This window comes from Kitasatospora sp. NPDC056651 (assembly GCF_042792155.1).
Lineage (GTDB): Bacteria > Actinomycetota > Actinomycetes > Streptomycetales > Streptomycetaceae > Kitasatospora.
Genome location: NZ_JBHTWX010000092.1, coordinates 1 through 14,777, shown reverse-complemented (window position 1 = coordinate 14,777; position 14,777 = coordinate 1). Strand labels below are relative to the sequence as shown.

At 72.1% G+C, this 14,777-nt stretch carries 9 protein-coding genes and 1 pseudogene; 5 read left to right on the top strand and 5 right to left on the bottom strand.

Features of this window, described 5'->3' with window-relative positions:
• Nucleotides 1-416: 416 nt before the first annotated feature.
• Complete coding sequence (locus ACFRAR_RS28865; protein ID WP_380701396.1) at nt 417-1,586, top strand: cytochrome P450; 1,170 nt, start codon at nt 417-419, stop codon at nt 1,584-1,586.
• Between the two features lie 132 nt (nt 1,587-1,718).
• Here the strand turns inward: ACFRAR_RS28865 and ACFRAR_RS28860 are convergent, their stop codons facing one another.
• Nucleotides 1,719-2,435 carry a flavodoxin family protein gene (locus tag ACFRAR_RS28860; RefSeq protein WP_380701394.1) on the bottom strand — a complete coding sequence of 239 codons (717 nt, stop codon included), beginning with the start codon at nt 2,433-2,435 and terminating at the stop codon, nt 1,719-1,721.
• A 72-nt stretch (nt 2,436-2,507) separates the two neighbouring features.
• Nucleotides 2,508-3,293 carry a class I SAM-dependent methyltransferase gene (locus ACFRAR_RS28855; protein WP_380701392.1) on the bottom strand — a complete coding sequence of 262 codons (786 nt, stop codon included), beginning with the start codon at nt 3,291-3,293 and terminating at the stop codon, nt 2,508-2,510.
• A gap of 283 nt (nt 3,294-3,576) precedes the next feature.
• Here ACFRAR_RS28855 and ACFRAR_RS28850 point away from each other — a divergent pair, with 283 nt between their 5' ends.
• Together ACFRAR_RS28850 and ACFRAR_RS28845 are read left to right on the top strand one after the other, a co-directional pair.
• Entirely contained in the window at nt 3,577-4,467 is an 891-nt protein-coding gene (locus tag ACFRAR_RS28850; RefSeq protein WP_380701390.1) for a transglutaminase-like domain-containing protein, read from the top strand.
• Between the two features lie 65 nt (nt 4,468-4,532).
• Nucleotides 4,533-4,925, top strand: a pseudogene (locus ACFRAR_RS28845) (MFS transporter); the annotation flags it as partial.
• 172 nt (nt 4,926-5,097) lie between these two features.
• On the opposite strand, the gene ACFRAR_RS28840 reads toward ACFRAR_RS28845, so the two are convergent.
• A complete protein-coding gene (locus tag ACFRAR_RS28840) occupies nt 5,098-5,601 on the bottom strand; it encodes a DinB family protein (protein ID WP_380701388.1) in 504 nt (167 codons plus the stop codon).
• 63 nt (nt 5,602-5,664) lie between these two features.
• On the bottom strand, nt 5,665-6,111 hold the full coding sequence (locus ACFRAR_RS28835) for a hypothetical protein (RefSeq protein WP_380701386.1): 447 nt from the start codon (nt 6,109-6,111) through the stop codon (nt 5,665-5,667).
• Between the two features lie 223 nt (nt 6,112-6,334).
• Here ACFRAR_RS28835 and ACFRAR_RS28830 point away from each other — a divergent pair, with 223 nt between their 5' ends.
• Nucleotides 6,335-6,763 (top strand): PPOX class F420-dependent oxidoreductase, encoded by a 429-nt coding sequence (locus tag ACFRAR_RS28830; protein ID WP_380701384.1) that lies wholly within the window; start codon nt 6,335-6,337, stop codon nt 6,761-6,763.
• A 109-nt stretch (nt 6,764-6,872) separates the two neighbouring features.
• Here the strand turns inward: ACFRAR_RS28830 and ACFRAR_RS28825 are convergent, their stop codons facing one another.
• On the bottom strand, nt 6,873-7,664 hold the full coding sequence (locus tag ACFRAR_RS28825) for a putative protein N(5)-glutamine methyltransferase (protein ID WP_380701382.1): 792 nt from the start codon (nt 7,662-7,664) through the stop codon (nt 6,873-6,875).
• A gap of 382 nt (nt 7,665-8,046) precedes the next feature.
• Between ACFRAR_RS28825 and ACFRAR_RS28820 the strand changes: the two genes are divergently transcribed.
• A complete protein-coding gene (locus ACFRAR_RS28820; RefSeq protein ID WP_380701380.1) occupies nt 8,047-14,682 on the top strand; it encodes a hypothetical protein in 6,636 nt (2,211 codons plus the stop codon).
• The last annotated feature ends 95 nt before the right edge of the window (nt 14,683-14,777 follow it).

The window sequence follows — 14,777 nt, the reverse complement described above, 5'->3', positions numbered from 1 at the left end:
GTCCGCTGGAGCAGCTGCCGGCGAGTCCGCCCGGTGAACCCGCCGGTGCGGTCACGGAAGTGCGTCCACGCCCTACACCGCCATGACCGGGCCGGTCGTGGTCACCGTCGACGCGGCTGGTGACAACGCCCTAGAATCCCACTCGCACTCGCGCGGAAGAACGTCCTCGACCGTCACCCCGGCCACCCGGGAACACCTCCGCACGGCGATCACCACCCGGATCGAGCGAACCGACCACCGGCGCCGCCGACAGCCCCGGCTGAACCGTTCGACCCCCATCGACTTCGACACGATCGCGAAGCGCCACCGCCCCCGGGGGCACCCAACCCAGCTGTCACCGATCCGTGCACCGGTCCCGGCCATTCGCGCCCGGCGCCCGGCACCCCGGTCTGGTGGCATCCAGTCAGGAGGCAGCGATGAAGGCCACGTTCCCCCTCACCACACCACACCACCTCGACAACGAGCCCGAAGCCGAGGCGCTGCTCGCGCAGGCCCCGGTCGTCCTCGCGACGATGGGACCGACGGACGTCTGGCTCGCCCTTTCCTACCAGGCGGTGCGCCAGGTTCTGAGCGACAGCCGGTTCAGCCGGGAGGCGGCCACACTCCCGGGCAGCCCGCTGAAACTGTCCGTCGCCGCCGACCCGTTACTGGTCTCCAGCCAGGACGGCGAGCGCCACGCCCGCCTGCGCAAGCTGATGTCGCAGGCGTTCAGCCCACGCATGGTCGATCAGCTCGAGCCACGCGTGCAGTCCATCGTGGACTCCTTGCTCGACTCCCTCGATCCGACCGCGGATCTCGTGGCGGGTCTCTGCGCTCCACTGCCGTTGATGGTCATCTGCGAGCTGCTCGGCGTGCCCTACTCCGAGGCCGAGGCCATCCGCAGGTGGACCAGGCGGCTGTTCGTCACGAACATCACTCCGGACGAACTGCGGGCCGCACAGGGCGAGATGCAGGACTGGCTCGCCGACCTGGTGCGTCAGAAGCGGGCACGGCCGGACGACGGGCTGATCTCGGCGATGGTCGCCGCCAACGACGAGGGCGACCACCTCACCGAACCCGAGCTGCTGGCCAACCTCGAAGGCCTGCTGATCGCCGGCCACGAGACGACCGTCAACCAGCTGGGCAACTCGTTCCTGACCCTGCTGCGCCACCCGGACCAGCTCGCGCTGCTGCGGTCGTCACCGGACCTGATCGGACCGGCGGTCGACGAACTACTGCGCTACAGCAGGCTCTTCACCTCGGCCGAGGTCCGGGTCACGACCGAGCCCGTCGAACTGGAGGGCGTCGAACTGGGGGCGGGCGAAGCGGTGTTGCCCGTCATCGTCGCGGCCAACCGCGACCCCGGCGTGTACCCGGATCCCGGCCGCTTCGACATCACGCGCGAAGGACCGGCAGCGCACCTCGCCTTCGGGCACGGACCGCACTTCTGCCTCGGCGCGGTTCTGGCCCGCCGGGAGATGCGGGTGGCGATCGGGTCCGTGGTGAAGCGGTATCCGGGACTGCGCCTCGCCGTTGACGAGTCCGAGCTCACCTACGTGCCCGAACTGGTCTTCCGCGGCCTGCAGGCGTTGCCCGTCACCTGGTGATCCGCGGCCTCTCGCGCCGCGGGCGCGGGACCGGGCGGGATCGACCGGTCGGGGCACGACATGACCGGCGGCCCTTCCCTAGCGGTCACGGCCGGCCCGCTTTCCGGCCCCGTCGCGCAGTCGGTCGGCGGTTCAGCGGTGCTCGGGGTTCTCGAAGTCGAAGCGGCAGCCGGCGTCCCACTCGGAGCGCTGGTTGCCGTGAGCCGGGATGCCGCCGGCGTCCTTGAGCATGCGGGCCAGGTGGAGCTGGTTCCAAGTCATGAAGGTGGTGTTGCGGTTGGTGAAGTCGTTCTCTGGGCCGCCGGAGCCCTCGTCGAGATAGGACGGCCCGGGGCCCGCCTCGCCGACCCAGCCGGCGTCGGCCTGCGGCGGGATGGTGTAGCCCAGGTGCTGGAGGCTGTAGAGGACGTTCATCGCGCAGTGCTTGGCGCCGTCCTCGTTGCCGGTGATCAGACAGCCGCCGACCCGGCCGTAATAGGCGTACTGACCATGGGAGTTGAGGATCGACGAGCAGGCGTAGAGCCGCTCGATCACCTTCTTCATGACGGAGGAGTTGTCGCCGAGCCAGATCGGGCCGGCCAGGGTGAGGATGTCGGCGGCCATCACCTGGGAGTAGACCACCGGCCATTCGTCGGTCTCCCAGCCGTGCTCGGTCATGTCCGGCCAGACGCCCGTGGCGATGTCGAGGTCCACGGCGCGCAGGACGTCGACGGCGACGCCCTGGCGCTCCAGGATGCCGGTGCTGACGTCGATCAGGCCCTGGGTGTGGCTGCGTTCGGGGGAGCGCTTGAGGGTGCAGTTGATCACCACGGCGCGCAGGTCGCGGTAGGACGGGGCGTGATCGGGCATGGTGGGGGTCCTTGATCGGGGCGGGGCGGGACGGGCACGGGACGAGGGGCGGGACGCGAGGCGGGGGCGGGGTCAGGCCCGGGCGGCGCGGCGGACGATGAGCATGTCCTGGGTGTGGCCGATGGCGTAGCCGCCGGCGGGGAGCGTGAAGTGCTCCCGGACGTAGGCGGTCAGGGCCGCGCGGGAGGGGCGGAGGTCGAGGGCGGCCAGGTCGGCGACGTTGACCATGAACTCGGCGACGTCCACCGCCTCGGACAAGTCCGGTGTTCGGTAGTGGAGTTCGAGCGTCTCCAGGGCGTAGTCGTGCTCCGGATGCCGCTCGCGCAGGCGGTCGGCGAGGGGGCCGAGGTCGTAGCGGACGCCGGTGAAGTGCGCGGCCATCCGCATGCAGGGGCTCTCCGGGTTCTGGAGGACGACCAGCAGGGTGCCGCCGGGGGCCGTCCAGTCCAGGGCGCGGCCGACGGTGTCGGGCCAGTCCGGCTCGGGCACGTAGTAAAGCACGTGGGAGAGGTGGACGAGGTCGGCCGGCTCGGGCGGGCGGACCCGGTCCAGGGGCTCCGGCAGGACCAGGGCGTCGGGGCAGGCCGTGCGGAGCTTCTCGCGCATCGCCGCGCTGGGCTCCACCGCGATCGTACGGCCGAAGGAGCGGCCCAGGTAGGCGGTGGTACGGCCGTCGCCCGCGCCGAGGTCCAGCAGGACCCGGCGGTGCGGCAGGGCGGCCGCGATCTCGCCCAGCCGGGCGTGGGTGATCGGCTTCTCGTCCGTCCCGGCCAGGAACAGTTCGAACGCCCGACGGTAGTCGGCGCTCGTCACGTCCAGCACCCGGACCGGGTCCGCGCCCTCGGTCTCCGTCTTCACCGGCAGTCCTCTCCTGTTGACGATGTGCCAGGTGCCGCCCATTGCACCCCGTGGGCGCGCCATGGACGTGCAGGGACGTTCCTTCCCGCGCGCCGTCCGGGATCGTCGACAGCCCTGGAACGCCCGTCGGGCCGCCCGTCGGACCGCCCGTCGGACCACCCTCGCTCCGCCGAACCACCGCTTCCCGCCCGGCTCTTCTGGACAATCACCGTGAAAATTTGCCACGGTGAGGACCAGCGGCCCAGCCATCGATCATGCGGCCGAATCCCCATGGGAGTTTCCCGTGCCCTCCGCCGACTTCCCCGCCTTCTACCTCGGGCAGAGCGTGTTCTCCGCCCCCGGTGCCCACCTCTCCCGCTACACCGCCCTGCCCAACGATCCGCGCCGACTCGCCCGGATGGCGCGGGACCTGATCATCCACCGCCTCGAAGGCGGACTGTTCCACCACGCCATTCCGGCGGACCGGCTCCACCACGACGCCGAGACCCGGTACCTCGACGACATCCTGAACCTCATCACCGAGCGCGACCCGGCCCCGCTCAGCCACCCCCGCGCCCCCGCCGACCGCTTCGTCGGCGTCTGCCGCGATCTGGCCCTGCTGCACTGCTCCTTCCTGCGCCACGTCGGCGTCCCGGCCCGGCTGCGCTGCGGCTTCGCCGACTACCTGGGCCCGGACGGCTTCCACGCCGACCACGTGGTCACCGAGTACTGGCACGACCGGCGCGGCTGGCTGCTCGCCGACCCGCAGCTGACCGACCCGAGGATCGCCGCCGCCTGGCGGGTGGACTTCGACCCGATGGACGTCCCCCGCGACCGCTTCCTGGTCGCCGGCCGGGCCTGGCACACCATCCGCACCGGCCGGGCCGCCGCCGGCTCCTTCGGCGTCCACCCGCCCGAGCAGGGCCCGCTCAACGGCGAGTGGTTCGTCGCCCACTCCACCCGGCTCGACCTCGCCGCCCTGAACAAGGTCGAGACCCTCCTCTGGGACACCTGGGGCACCGCCTCCACCAACACGCCCCACGCCCCGTACGACGAGGTCGCCCACCTGACCGTCGGTGCCGTCGACCTCTCCGCCGTCCGCCGCCTCTTCACCGAGCACGACGCGCTGCGCGTCCCGAGGACCGTCCTGTCCCTGGCCCCCTTCAACGGCCCCCGCGAGGTCACCCTGCGCTGACCGCGGCCCACACCCCCGGCGGGCACGACCCCTCGGCGAGCTTGGCCCCTCGGCGAGCACGGCCGCCCGCGCTCTGGCTCCTGGTGGTGGTCGCGCTCGTCTTCGGCGCCGTGGACGCCCTGTTCGTCCCCGCCGTGGGCGCCCTCCCGCCCCGGATCACCACCCCCGACCAGCTGGCCCGGGTCACCGGCCTGCGCTCACTGTCGATGCGCCTCGGCCAGATCGCCGGCCCGCCGCTCGGCGGCCTCGCGATGGGCCTGGGCGGCCCGGCCGCCGCGTTCGCCGTGGCCGGCCTGCTCTTCGCGCTCTCACTGCCGCTCCTGCTCACGGTCCGGATCAGCCCGCTCGCACGGCCTTCGAGTGACTCCGCGCCCCGGTCCGGCGGTGCGCGCGCCGCACTCCTCGACGGCCTGCGCTACATCCGCCGCCACCGCCTGATCGGCCCGCTGGTCGGCGCAGCCATCGGCGTCTGGGGAGCCGCCCCGGTCTTCGTGGCCTGCGGCGCCGTGTCCTGCCTCGGCGCCGCCCTCGCCTTCGGCTCCCCTGCCGTCCGCCACGCCGAACTCCCCCGGGCCGCTTCACGCTGACTGTTCGTCAGCGCCGACGCGGCCCGGGCCGGCGCGGGACCGGTCAGCTCCGGTCGTGGTCCCCGGTCCCGCCGTCGATCAGCTCCCGCAGGATGTCCATGTGCCCGGCGTGCCGCGCCGTCTCGGTGGTCATGTGGATCAGCACCCAGCGCAGCGAGACCTCGTTGCCCCACCAGGAGGTGCCGAGGTCGTCCAGCGCCAGCTCCCGGATCGTCTCGTCGGAGGCCGCCCGGGCCCGCGCGTAGAACGCCAGGACGTCCGCCGTCGACTCGTGCGACTCGACCCGCATGTCGGAGGAGTCGTCGGCGTCGATGTCGAACGGCAGCGGGCCCATCTCGCGGCCGAACGTCTGCCGGAACCATCCGAGTTCGGCGCCGCCGAGGTGCTTCACCAGCCCCAGCAGGTTGGTCCCGGAGGGCGTCATCGGGCGCCGCAACTGCTCGTCGTCCAGGCCTTCCACCTTCCACAGCACCGCGTCGCGGTGCCGGTCCAGCGCCGCCCGGAGGCTCTCCTTCTCCTCACCCGTGTAGGGCACGGTTCCGCTCATTCGCGCGACCGTACCAGCCGGTGCCGACAGCCGGGCCGGGGCCGTCGCCCGGCCGACCGGGGGTCACGGGTGCGCGCCGCCCCGGTACACGCCGCCCGCCCGGTCGGTCAGGCCCTCCATGAACTCCGCGTGCGCCAGGTTCCTGAACCGCAGCGGGCGCCACCGGGACCGGTGGTCGGGGTGGTCGCCGAACTCCTCGGCCGTCCGGCACAGCCGCTCCCACCACAGCACGCAGTCCTGGCGGCTCCGCTGGGTCCAGCCGGGCTCGTCGGCCCGGCCCTCCAGGATCGCGTCCTCCCAGGCCCCCAGGATGTCGGAGAGGAAGATGCAGTCCCGGGCGGTGACGGCCGCCAGCCGCTCGGCGGCGAACCGGGCGCCGGTGCCCTCGGGTTGGGCCTCGGCCAGCTCCCGGAGGCGGGCGGCGAGGAAGGCCGCGAGCGGGGTGACGTCCTCCAGGTGGAGGTCGTCGGAGTACTCCAGCAGTTCCACCGGCCTGCGTCGGCGTGCCATCGTGCGGTGTCCCCTCGGTTCGAATCGGCTCGAAGGTGCGGACCGACATGTCCGTCCTGACCGACCCTAACGGGCGGTGCCGGACATCACGGCGGATTCCGAACTTTCCGTACCGGCCCACCCGGTGGTCACTCCGCCCGTCATACCGTCATACGGGCCCTCCCTCCCCAACACGCCTGCCGGACCTTGCCTTCACACCGGTGTGAAGGCCGATGATGCCCCCATGACCACCACACCTTTCGACCCGTACGCGCTGCTCGCGGAGAGCCGCCTCGGCGTCCTCGCCACCATCAAGGCGGACGGCCGACCCCAGCTCTCCCCCGTCCTGCCGTTCTACGACCGGGAGGCGAACACCCTCCTGATCTCCACCCGGGACGGGCTGGCCAAGACCGCCAACCTCCGCCGGGACCCCAGGGTCAGCCTGGAGGTGACCGGACCGGACGGCCGCTCCTGGGCCACCGCCGAGGGCGTCGCCTCCCTCACCGGCCCGGGCACCGACCCCGAGGGGCCGGAGGTCGAGGCGCTGGTGGCCTACTACCGCCGCGCCGCCGGCGAACACCCCGACTGGGCGGAGTACCGCCGGGTGATGGTCTCCGACCGCCGGGTGCTGCTCAGCATCCCGGTGGACCACGTGTACGGCACCCACCTCTGACCGGATCCGGCGGCCCGGAAGCCGCGGGCCCGGCCACCGGCGCAGGGGAACGGTGGCCGGGCCCACGGCTTCCGGTCGGAACGTGAACTTCCCTGCTTCGCGCGGAAGTTCAGCGCGGCGTGGCGATGACCACGGTGGCGTCCAGGTCCTCCTCCCGGGTCACCGCCGCCGTCAGCCCGGCCGCCCTGGTCACCGCCAGGGCCGTCGGCGCCTGCCGCTCGCTGGTCTCGAACAGCAGCGACCCGCCCGGCGCCAGCCACCCCGGCGCCTCGGCCACCACCCGCCGCAGCACGTCCAGCCCGTCCGCCCCGCCGTCCAGCGCGGGCCGGGCCTCGTGCAGTCGCGCCTCGGACGGCAGCAGGCCGAGGTCGCCGGTCGGCACGTACGGGACGTTGGCGATCAGCACCTCGACGCGGCCGCGCAGTGTCGGGGGCACGACCGTGAACAGGTCGCCCTCGAAGACCCGGGCCCCGGCGCCGGTGAGGTTGCGGCGGGCGCAGCGGACCGCGCCCGGATCGATGTCAGCCGCGTACAGCTCGACCGGGTGCGCCGCCGTGGCCGCGACCGCCGCGCCCAGTGCGCCACTGCCGCAGCACAGGTCGAGCACCACCGCGCCCAGGGTGGTCAGTGTGGTGGCGGTGGCGGCCAGGAACTCGCTGCGTCGGCGCGGCACGAACACGCCCGGGTCGACGGCGATCCGCAGCCCCGCGAACTCGGCCCAGCCGACGACGTGTTCGAGCGGCCGCCCGTCGGCGCGGGAGCGGACCATGGCGGCCAGGTCGGCGGGCGAGGCGGCGGCGGAGAGCAGGATCCGCGCCTCGTCCTCGGCGAACACGCAACCGGCGGCGCGCAGCCGGGAGACCACGGAGGAACGGAGGGAGGCGGAGGAGAAGACCGGCAAGAGAACCCCTTGGGGGAAAGAAACAGGAGTAGGACGAACCACTCCGTCAGGGCTCCCGCGGGGGCCGACACCGCGTCGGCGCGCCGTCCGCGCTATGCGCGGCTAGGCGCCCGCACGGCCGCGCTCCGGGAGCACCCGCTCGGACAGTCCGGTAATGGGGCTCACCTCCCTGAGTCGCAGTCATACTCGGCGTCGGCGACCATACCACAGCGCCGAGCTGGGGTGATTGGAATGATTCCGCCAGGTCATGCCACCCCCCGCGACCGGCCGCGACCATTGCCCAGGCGCAGCGGATCCGACACTCGTTCATCCGAGCTATTCCATAGGTCCACTGACAGTACACAGCGATAACTGGTTGTAGCGTCCGCGCATATTAACCGACATGACGAGACATTCCCGCGGACCGTCACGGCTTCGATCCCGAACGGCCCGCTTCATCAGCGCTGCGGCCACCCTGGGCCTGCTCGGCGCCGGCCTCACGGCCTCACTGGCCCACGCCGTCGCCCCGCCCAACCACCCCGCCGCCGCGGCGCTGCCGGAGCGGGTCCGGGCGACCGGCACCCCGCTACTCCACGAGACCTTCACCGGCGCCACCGCCGACGACCGGTTCGTCGCCGTCGGCGCTGCCTGCCTCACCGGCGCGCCGGTCTCGGCGATCGGGCCGGACGGTCGACCCCTGGGTGGCTGCCCGGTCCCCGAGACCGGCCCGGTGCCGCCGCTGGACTCCGCGCCCCACGGCTACCTGCGGATCACCGACTCCAACAACGACCAGAGCGGAGCGGTCCTCTTCAACCAGGCCCTGCCGGCCGGCGCCGGCCTGGACGTGTCCTTCGACCAGTGGCAGTACGGCAGCACCACGCCCGCCACCCCGGCCGACGGGATCTCCTTCTTCCTGGTCAACGGCGATGTCTCGCTCACCCACCCCGGCGCCTTCGGCGGCAGCCTCGGCTACGCCCAGAAGCTGCCCGACGACGATCCGAACCTCACCTTCCTGCCCGGTGTCGACCGCGGCTACCTGGGCGTCGGGCTCGACGTCCTCGGCAACTACTTCGGCGACTGGGAGCAGCGCGGAAACGGCTGCACCACGCGGTCCCCCGCCGGCACCGGCTTCCGCATCCCCGCGCCCGGCGCCAACATGATCACCCTCCGCGGACCGGGTGACGGCCTCGAGGGCTACTGCTTCCTGACCGCGACGACCAGCAACTTCACCACCAGCGGCCCGTGGCCCTCCACCCTGCCCGGGAAGCTCCAGGGCCCGCTCACCTCACTGCCGCCCGGCGTGACGCCGGTCGAGGCGGAGAACCTGCTGGAGCCCTCGCGCCGCCGGGTGAACGTGCACCTGACGCCCGCGCCCTCCCCGGTGCTGACGGTCTCCGTCGACTTCAACGACGGCACCGGCTCGCACCAGGTGCTCCAGACACCCGCACCGCAACCGCTCACCTCCACGTACAAGTTCGGCTTCGCCGGTTCCACCGGCCTGTTCACCGACGTGCACCTGATCCGCAACGTGGTGATCAACACCGACGTGCCGCTGCCCCAGCTGAACCTGGTCAAGCAGGCCCACCAGCCGCTGCCCGGGCTGATCACGGTGGGCACCCCGATCCCGTACGACTTCGTCGTCACCAACTCCGGGAACGTGCCGATCACCAACCTGGCCGTCAACGACCCCAAGGTCGGGCCGGTCAGCTGCCCGGTGAGCACCCTGGCCCCCGGGGAGACGGTGACGTGTACGGCGACGTACCTGGTCACCGCCGCGGACGCCGGCGCCGGCCACGTCGCCAACACGGCCCAGGCCACCGGGACCACCGACGAAGGCCCGGTCACCTCGCCACCGTCCTCGGAGGACGTGCCGGTGGTGGCACCTCCGGGGCTGGAGGTGACCAAGCACGTCGACGCGCCCGAGCCCTTCCACGTCGGCGACACCGTCCCGTACACCTACGTGGTCACCAACACCGGTGGAACCGAGATCACCGACCTCATGCTGACGGACGACAGGGTCACCGGGATCACCTGCGACACCACCACCCTGGCCCCGAGGGGCAGCCCCGGCGACATGACCAAGTGCCACGGCACCTACGTCGTGACCCCGGAGGACGCTCTGAACGGGAAGGTCGTCAACCGCGTCGTCGCCACCGGGACGTCGAACGGCGAGCCGGTCACCTCACCGGAGGCCGAGGCCACGGTCACCGTGATCGGCCCGTCGTCGATCAGCCTGGACAAGAGGGCGAACACCGCCGGCCCGGTCCGCGTCGGGGACATCGTCGACTACACCTACACCGTCACCAACACCGGTTCGACGGTGCTCCACGACCTCTTCGTCACCGACGACCACGCCACGCCGGTCAGCTGTGACGCGACCACCCTCGACCCCGGCCAGAGCACCACCTGCCACTCCACGTACGTCGTGACGGACGCCGACCTGGCGCTCGGCCACGTCGTCAACAGGGCCGAAGCGGCCGGCACCAACCCGCAAGGGGAGACGGTGGTGAGCCCGCCCGCCGAGGTGACGCTGCCCGTGGTGGGCGTGGCCCAGCTGAGCCTCGCGAAGGTCCCGGACAGCGTCGGACCGTTCCACCTCGGGGACACCGTCACCTACACCTACACGGTCACCAACACCGGGACGGCCACCGTCACCAACCTCGCGGTGACCGATGACCACGTCTCCCCGGTCACCTGCGGCACCACGACCCTCAACCCCGGCCAGAGCACCACCTGCCACGGCAGCTACGTCATCACGGCCGCCGACGTCACCGCCGGCAAGGTGACCAACATCGCCCACGCCATCGGTACCGACCCCGAAGGCCAGCCGGTGCAGAGCCCGCCGGCCGAGGCCAGCGTCCCCGTCGCGGGCGTCGTGCAACTGACCCTCGCGAAGGTCCCGGACAGCGTCGGACCGTTCCACCTCGGGGACACCGTCACCTACACGTACACGGTGACCAACACCGGGACGGCCACCGTCACCAACCTCGCGGTGACCGATGACCACGTCTCCCCGGTCACCTGCGGCACCACGACCCTCAACCCCGGCCAGAGCACCACCTGCCACGGCAGCTACGTCATCACGGCCGCCGACGTCACCGCCGGACACGTCACCAACACCGCCCACGCCACCGGGACCAACCCCGAGGGCCTGACCGAGCAGAGCCCGCCTGCCGAGGCCACCGTCCCCGTCGTGGGAGAGGCCCAACTGCTCCTGACCAAGAGGGCCGACAGCACCGGCCCGTTCCGCCTCGGGGACACCGTCACCTACACCTACATGGTGACCAACAGCGGCACCGCGCCGGTCACGGGAATCACCGTGACCGACGACCATGTCACCTCCGTGACCTGTGACACCACCACCCTCGACCCCGGTCAGACCGCGACCTGCCACGGCAGCTACGTCATCACCGCCGACGACGTGACCGCCGGACACGTGATCAACACCGCCGTCGCCGACGGCACCGGCCCCGAGGGGCGGCCGGTCCAGAGCCCGCCTGCCGAGGCCACCGTCCCCGTCGTGGGTGTCGCGGAGCTCAGCCTGGCGAAGGTTCCGGACAGCACCGGCCCGTTCCACCTCGGCGACACCGTCACCTACACGTACACGGTGACGAACACCGGGACGGCCACCGTCACCGACCTGACCGTCACGGACGACCACGTCTCGCCGGTCACCTGCGGCACCACGACCCTGACTCCGGGGCAGAGCACCACCTGCCACGGCAGCTACGTCATCACGGCGGCCGACGTCACCGCCGGCAAGGTGACCAACGTCGCCCACGCCAACGGCACCGGCCCGGGGGGCGAGCCGGTGCAGAGCCCGCCGGCGGAGGCCAGCGTCCCGGTCGCGGGTGTCGTGCAGCTGACCCTCGCGAAGACTCCGGACAGCGTCGGACCGTTCCACCTCGGCGACACCGTGAGCTACACGTACACGGTGACGAACACCGGAACGGCCACGGTCACCAACCTCACCGTCACGGACGACCACGTCTCCCCGGTCACCTGTGACACCACCACCCTCAACCCCGGTCAGACCGCGACCTGCCACGGCAGCTACGTCATCACGGCCGCCGACGTCACCGCCGGGCACGTGACCAACACCGCCGTCGCCAGTGGCACCAACCCCGAGGGCCAGACCGAGCAGAGCCCCCAGGCCGAAGCCACCGTCCCCGTCGTGGGCGTCGCGGAGCTCAGCCTCGCGAAGGTCCCGGACAGCGTCGGACCGTTCCACCTCGGGGACACCGTCACCTACACGTACACCGTCACCAACACCGGCACCGCACCGGTCACCGGCATCACGGTGAGCGACGACCACGTCTCCCCGGTCACCTGCGGCACCACGGCCCTCAATCCCGGCCAGAGCACCACCTGCCACGGCAGCTACGTGATCACGGCCGCCGACGTCACCGCCGGCAAGGTGACCAACACGGCGCACGCCAACGGCACCGGCCCCGAAGGCCAGCCGGTCCAGAGCCCGCCCGCCGAGGCCACCGTCCCCGTCGCGGGCGTCGTGCAGCTGACCCTCGCGAAGGTCCCGGACAGCGTCGGACCGTTCCACCTCGGAGACACCGTCACCTACACCTACACCGTCACCAACACCGGCACCGCACCGGTCACCAACCTGACCGTCACCGACGACCACGTCACCCCGGTCACCTGCGGCACCACCACCCTCAACCCCGGTCAGACCGCGACCTGCCACGGCAGCTACGTCATCACCGCGGCCGACGTCACCGCCGGACACGTCACCAACACCGCCGTCGCCAGTGGCACCAACCCGGAAGGCCAGACCGAGCAGAGCCCCCAGGCCGAAGCCACCGTCCCCGTCGCGGGCGTCGCGCAGCTCAGCCTGGCGAAGGTTCCGGACAGCGTCGGACCGTTCCACCTCGGCGACACCGTCCACTACACCTACACCGTCACCAACACCGGCACCGCGCCGGTCACCGGCATCACCGTCACGGACGACCACGTCGCCTCCGTGACCTGTGACACCACCACCCTCAACCCCGGCCAGAGCGCGACCTGCCACGGCAGCTACGTCATCACCGTGGCCGACGTCGCGGCCGGGCACGTGACCAACACGGCGCACGCCAACGGCACCGGCCCCGAAGGCCAGCCGGTCCAGAGCCCGCCCGCCGAAGCCACCGTCCCCGTCGCGGGCGTCGCGCAGCTCAGCCTGGCGAAGGTTCCGGACAGCGTCGGACCGTTCCACCTGGGCGACACGGTCAGCTACACCTACACCGTCACCAACACCGGAACGGCGGTCGTGAACAACCTGACCGTCACCGACGACCGCGTCACCTCGATCACCTGCGACGCGACGACCCTCACCCCGGGTCAGAGCACCACCTGCCACGGCACGTACGTCATCACGGCGGCCGACGTCACGGCCGGCCAGGTCACCAACACCGCCCACGCCAACGGCACCGGGCCTGACGGCGAGACCGTCCAGAGCCCGCCGGCCGAGGCCAGCGTCCCCGTCGCGGGCGTCGTGCAACTGACCCTCGCGAAGGTCCCGGACAGCGTCGGACCGTTCCACCTCGGCGACACGGTCAGTTACACCTACACCGTCACCAACACCGGCACCGCACCGGTCACCAACCTCGCGGTGACCGACGACCGCGTCACCTCGATCACCTGCGACGCGACGACCCTCACCCCGGGTCAGAGCACCACCTGCCACGGCAGCTACGTCATCACCGCGGCCGACGTCACCGCCGGACACGTCACCAACACCGCCCACGCCACCGGGACCAACCCCGAAGGCCAGACCGAGCAGAGCCCCCAGGCCGAAGCCACCGTCCCCGTCGTGGGCGTGGCCCAGCTGAGCCTGTCGAAGAAGGCGGACAGCGCCGGACCGTTCCACCTCGGCGACACCGTCCACTACACCTACACCGTCACCAACACCGGCACCGCGCCGGTCACCGGCATCACCGTCACCGACGACCACGTCACCCCGGTCACCTGTGACACGACCACCCTCAACCCCGGTCAGAGCACCACCTGCCACGGCAGCTACGTCATCACCGCGGCCGACGTCACCGCCGGACACGTCACCAACACCGCCGTCGCCACCGGGACCGACCCGGAAGGCCGGACCGAGCAGAGCCCGCCGGCCGACGAGACGGTCACCGTCGTCGGTGCCGGACAGCTCAGCCTGTCGAAGAAGGCGGACAGCGCCGGACCGTTCCACGTCGGTGACACCGTGCACTACACCTACACGGTCACGAACACCGGCACCGCGCCGGTCACCGGCATCACGGTGAGCGACGACCGCGTCACCTCCGTGACCTGTGGCACCACCACCCTCAACCCCGGCCAGAGCACCACCTGCCACGGCACGTACACCGTGACCGAGGCGGACGCCCAGGCCGGACACGTCACCAACACCGCCCGCGCCAACGGCACCGACCCGCAGGGCCGGCCGGTCCAGAGCCCGCCGGCCGACGCGACGGTCGACGTCGTCTCCCCGACGGCCGCGCTGACCATCACCAAGCGGGCCGACGTCACCGAGAACGCGCGGCCCGGCGACACCATCACCTACACCTACACCGTCACCAACACCGGTTCCACCACGGTGACCGAGCTGGCCGTCGACGACGACCGCGTCCGGCAGGTGACCTGCGACGTGACCATCCTCGATCCCGGGCAGAGCACCACCTGCCACGGCACGTACACCGTGACCGAGGCGGACGCCAAGGCCGGACACGTCACCAACACCGCCACGGCCACTGCCCGTGACCCGCAGGGCCGGCTGGTGCAGAGCCCGCCGGTCGATCTCTGCATCACCGTCGAGGCCTGCCCCCCGAAGGGGGGCGACCACAAGGGCGGCGGCAAGGGCTGCCCCACGCACCCGGGCCGTCCTGGCCACCCCGGTGAGCACCCGGCTCCGCCGCACGGCGGCGGCCCGGGCAAGCTGCCGGAGGCCGGCTCGCCGGCCGGGGTCGCGGCCCTGGCCGGGGGCGGTCTGATGACCGTCGGCGGACTGCTGCTCTACCGGGCCAAGCGCCGCGCGAGCGCCAAGCAGCCCGTGGCGTAACACCTTCGATCCCGCCGTCCTCCGGCGGTGGGGGCCGCCCCCGCGGGGGGGGGGGCCCGGGGGGGGGGGCCGGGGGGGGGGGGGGGGGCGAACCC

Coding starts and splice junctions, on each gene's coding strand:
- ACFRAR_RS28820 (WP_380701380.1), top strand. CDS start 8,047: ATGACGAGACATTCCCGCGGACCGTCACGGCTTCGATCCCGAACGGCC.
- ACFRAR_RS28860 (WP_380701394.1), bottom strand. CDS start 2,435: ATGCCCGATCACGCCCCGTCCTACCGCGACCTGCGCGCCGTGGTGATC.
- ACFRAR_RS28840 (WP_380701388.1), bottom strand. CDS start 5,601: ATGAGCGGAACCGTGCCCTACACGGGTGAGGAGAAGGAGAGCCTCCGG.
- ACFRAR_RS28865 (WP_380701396.1), top strand. CDS start 417: ATGAAGGCCACGTTCCCCCTCACCACACCACACCACCTCGACAACGAG.
- ACFRAR_RS28835 (WP_380701386.1), bottom strand. CDS start 6,111: ATGGCACGCCGACGCAGGCCGGTGGAACTGCTGGAGTACTCCGACGAC.
- ACFRAR_RS28830 (WP_380701384.1), top strand. CDS start 6,335: ATGACCACCACACCTTTCGACCCGTACGCGCTGCTCGCGGAGAGCCGC.